We start from the raw sequence: 2,630 nt of genomic DNA on the forward strand, positions 1-2,630 counted from the left end.
GGCCACGGCCCCCAACAGCAGGCCACGCCGCCGGTACCGGGGTGGGGGCGGCTGGCTCGTCACCCGCAGCAGCCTACCGCGGGCCGCCCCGGCAACGATGTCCTAGACTGGCCCAACACGTGAAGTAAATCGGACAAGAGGATCACCCATGCAGCAGACCGGGCTGAGCGAACTGTTGGGTTCTGTCCTGGCAAGTCACGAGCTTGAACTGGACGCTGTTGAGGTGGCCCCGGCCGGTAGGCGCCGCGTGGTCCGCGTCATCGTCGACGGGGACGGTCCGGGCGGTCATGGCCCGGACCTCGACCAGATCGCCGAGGCCACCCGCGCCATCTCGCTGGCCCTGGACGAATCCGACGTGATGGGGGAGCAGCCGTACACCTTGGAGGTGAGTTCGCGGGGGGTGTCGCGGCCACTTGCCCGCCCGGCCCACTACCGACGCAACATCGGACGACTGGTCGCGCTGACCCTGGTCGATGGCGGCCAGACCACCGGACGCATCACCGCCAGTGACGACGACACCGTGAGCATCGAGTCGGGCGGGAACACCGAGGTCCACCGACTCGACCAGGTGAAGCGGGCGGTGATCCAGGTCGAGATGAACCGCCGCGGTGCACCCGATGCCGACACCACCGCCGACGAGGACGATGACTTCCTCGATCCCGAGTCCGGGGACGACGACTTCGGCCCCGGTGATACCGAGAGGGGTTGACGCCATGGCCATGGAGATCGATCTGACGGCCCTGCGCACGATCGAACGCGACAAGGAGATCCCGCTCGAGTACCTGGTCAAGGCGCTCGAGGACGCCCTGCTCAACGCCTACCTGAAGACCGAGGACGCCCACCCCGGCGCCCGGGTGGTACTGGACCGCAAGCTCAACCGGGTAGCGGTGATGGTTCCCGAACGCGACGAGGAGGGCAACGTCGTCGGCGAGTACGACGACACCCCCAGCGACTTCGGGCGGGTCGCCGCCTCCACCGCCCGTCAGGTGATCTTCCAGCGGCTCCGCGAGCACGAGGACGAGCAGAAGTTCGGCCGCTTCCAGGCCTCCGAGGGCGACATCCTGACCGGGGTGATCCAGCAGGACCGGGATTCCCGCACGGTGCGGGTCGACCTGGGCCAGATCGAGGCCATCATGCCGGTCGCCGAGCAGGCCCCCGGTGAGGAGTACCGACACGGCAAGCGGCTGCGGGTCTATGTGGTCGCGGTCCGCAAGGAGTTGCGTGGCCCGCAGGTGATCGTCAGCCGCACCCACCCGAACCTGGTCAAGAAGCTGTTCGCCCTCGAGGTGCCCGAGATCGAGCAGGGCATCGTCGAGATCAAGGAGATCGCCCGGGAGGCCGGCCACCGCACCAAGATCGCGGTGCACTCCAACAACCCCGAGATCAACGCCAAGGGCGCCTGCATCGGCCCGATGGGCCAGCGGGTACGCGCGGTCATGCACGAGCTGAACGAGGAGAAGATCGACATCGTCGACTGGGACGCCAACCCGGCCCGGTTCGTCGCCAACGCGCTCAGCCCGGCCAAGGTGAAGCAGGTCACCGTGGTCGACCCGGCGGCCCGCACCGCCCGGGTCATCGTCCCCGACTACCAGCTCAGCCTGGCGATCGGCCGGGAGGGCCAGAACGCCCGGCTGGCCGCCCGGCTGACCGGCTGGCGTATCGACATCCGGCCCGACACCGCGGTCGAAGGTGCCTGAACGCAAGTGCCCAGCGCACCGCTCCGCACCTGCGTTGGTTGCCGGCGTACCGCACCTGCCGCTGACATGGTGCGGTTCGTGCTGGATGGTCCGACGCTGAGGCTCGATCCCCGCGGCACCGCGGCCGGCCGCGGCGGATGGCTGCACCCCGACCCTCGGTGCGTCGAGCTGGCCCGGCGGCGTGGCGGATTCGCGCGCAGCTTCCGGCGCAGGGTGGACGACACCGCGCTCACCCAGCTGCTCGACTGAACGTGCGGCCGGGTTCGCCCGGGCCGGTCCTTCGGCAGAATCGACCTGGGCGGTTGCCGGTCGGTTGGGATTTGACCATGCCGACGCGTTAAACTTGTCCGTGCGTGTCTTCCGGGTCCTTCCCGAAGAACCTCAGCCCTGTCTCTCCAGCCACGGCGCACTCCGGTGCCGTTGCTCGGCAGGACGCCGGGGTATCGCCGTGATCACGTCTAGCCAGAAGGTGGGCAGCCGCTCATGACCACTCGATGAGTACGCCGAAATGAGCACCAACAACAACTAGTGGTCCTGGCCCCGGGCCTGGACCTGAAGGAGATCAGTGGCCAAGGTCCGTGTCTACGAGCTCGCGAAGGAGCTCGGACTGGAAAGCAAGGAGCTTCTCAGCACCCTGAACGAGATGGGCGAATTCGTCCGCTCAGCGTCCTCGACGATCGAGGCGCCGGTGGTTCGCCGGGTGACCGAGAAGGTGAAGAACGCGTCCAAGGACGCAGATGCCGCGCCGAAGAGCGCGGCTGCCTCGTCCAAGCGGGCACCCGTCGCGTCTTCGAGCGCGGCTGATTCCGGCGCTGCCAAGGCGCCGACGACAAGTGGCGCGGGTGTCAAGGAACAGCCCAGGCCCGCCGCCACCCCCACGACCACACCCGACGCGGCGGTCGCGACCGGCGGCGCCCAGGTTGGCCCGCGTGC

Annotated in this window: 4 protein-coding genes; all 4 read left to right on the top strand. The window is 68.7% G+C overall.

Translation table 11 applies throughout. From position 1 onward, the window contains the following. Nucleotides 1-148: 148 nt before the first annotated feature. The gene (rimP, locus tag WBL05_RS09500; RefSeq protein WP_424225466.1) at nucleotides 149-709 is read left to right on the top strand and encodes a ribosome maturation factor RimP; all 561 of its coding nucleotides are present in this window, start codon (nucleotides 149-151) and stop codon (nucleotides 707-709) included. 10 nt (nucleotides 710-719) lie between these two features. Next, on the top strand, nucleotides 720-1,697 hold the full coding sequence (gene nusA, locus WBL05_RS09505) for a transcription termination factor NusA (RefSeq protein WP_424225470.1): 978 nt from the start codon (nucleotides 720-722) through the stop codon (nucleotides 1,695-1,697). A gap of 6 nt (nucleotides 1,698-1,703) precedes the next feature. After that, nucleotides 1,704-1,946, top strand: a complete 243-nt coding sequence (locus WBL05_RS09510; protein WP_424225467.1) for a YlxR family protein — start codon at nucleotides 1,704-1,706, stop codon at nucleotides 1,944-1,946. Between the two features lie 316 nt (nucleotides 1,947-2,262). Further along, on the top strand, nucleotides 2,263-2,630 hold a 368-nt coding region (locus WBL05_RS09515; RefSeq protein WP_424225468.1), incomplete at its 3' end, for a translation initiation factor IF-2 N-terminal domain-containing protein.

Origin of the sequence: Brooklawnia sp. (assembly GCF_049651565.1) — a bacterium.
Lineage (GTDB): Bacteria > Actinomycetota > Actinomycetes > Propionibacteriales > Propionibacteriaceae > Brooklawnia.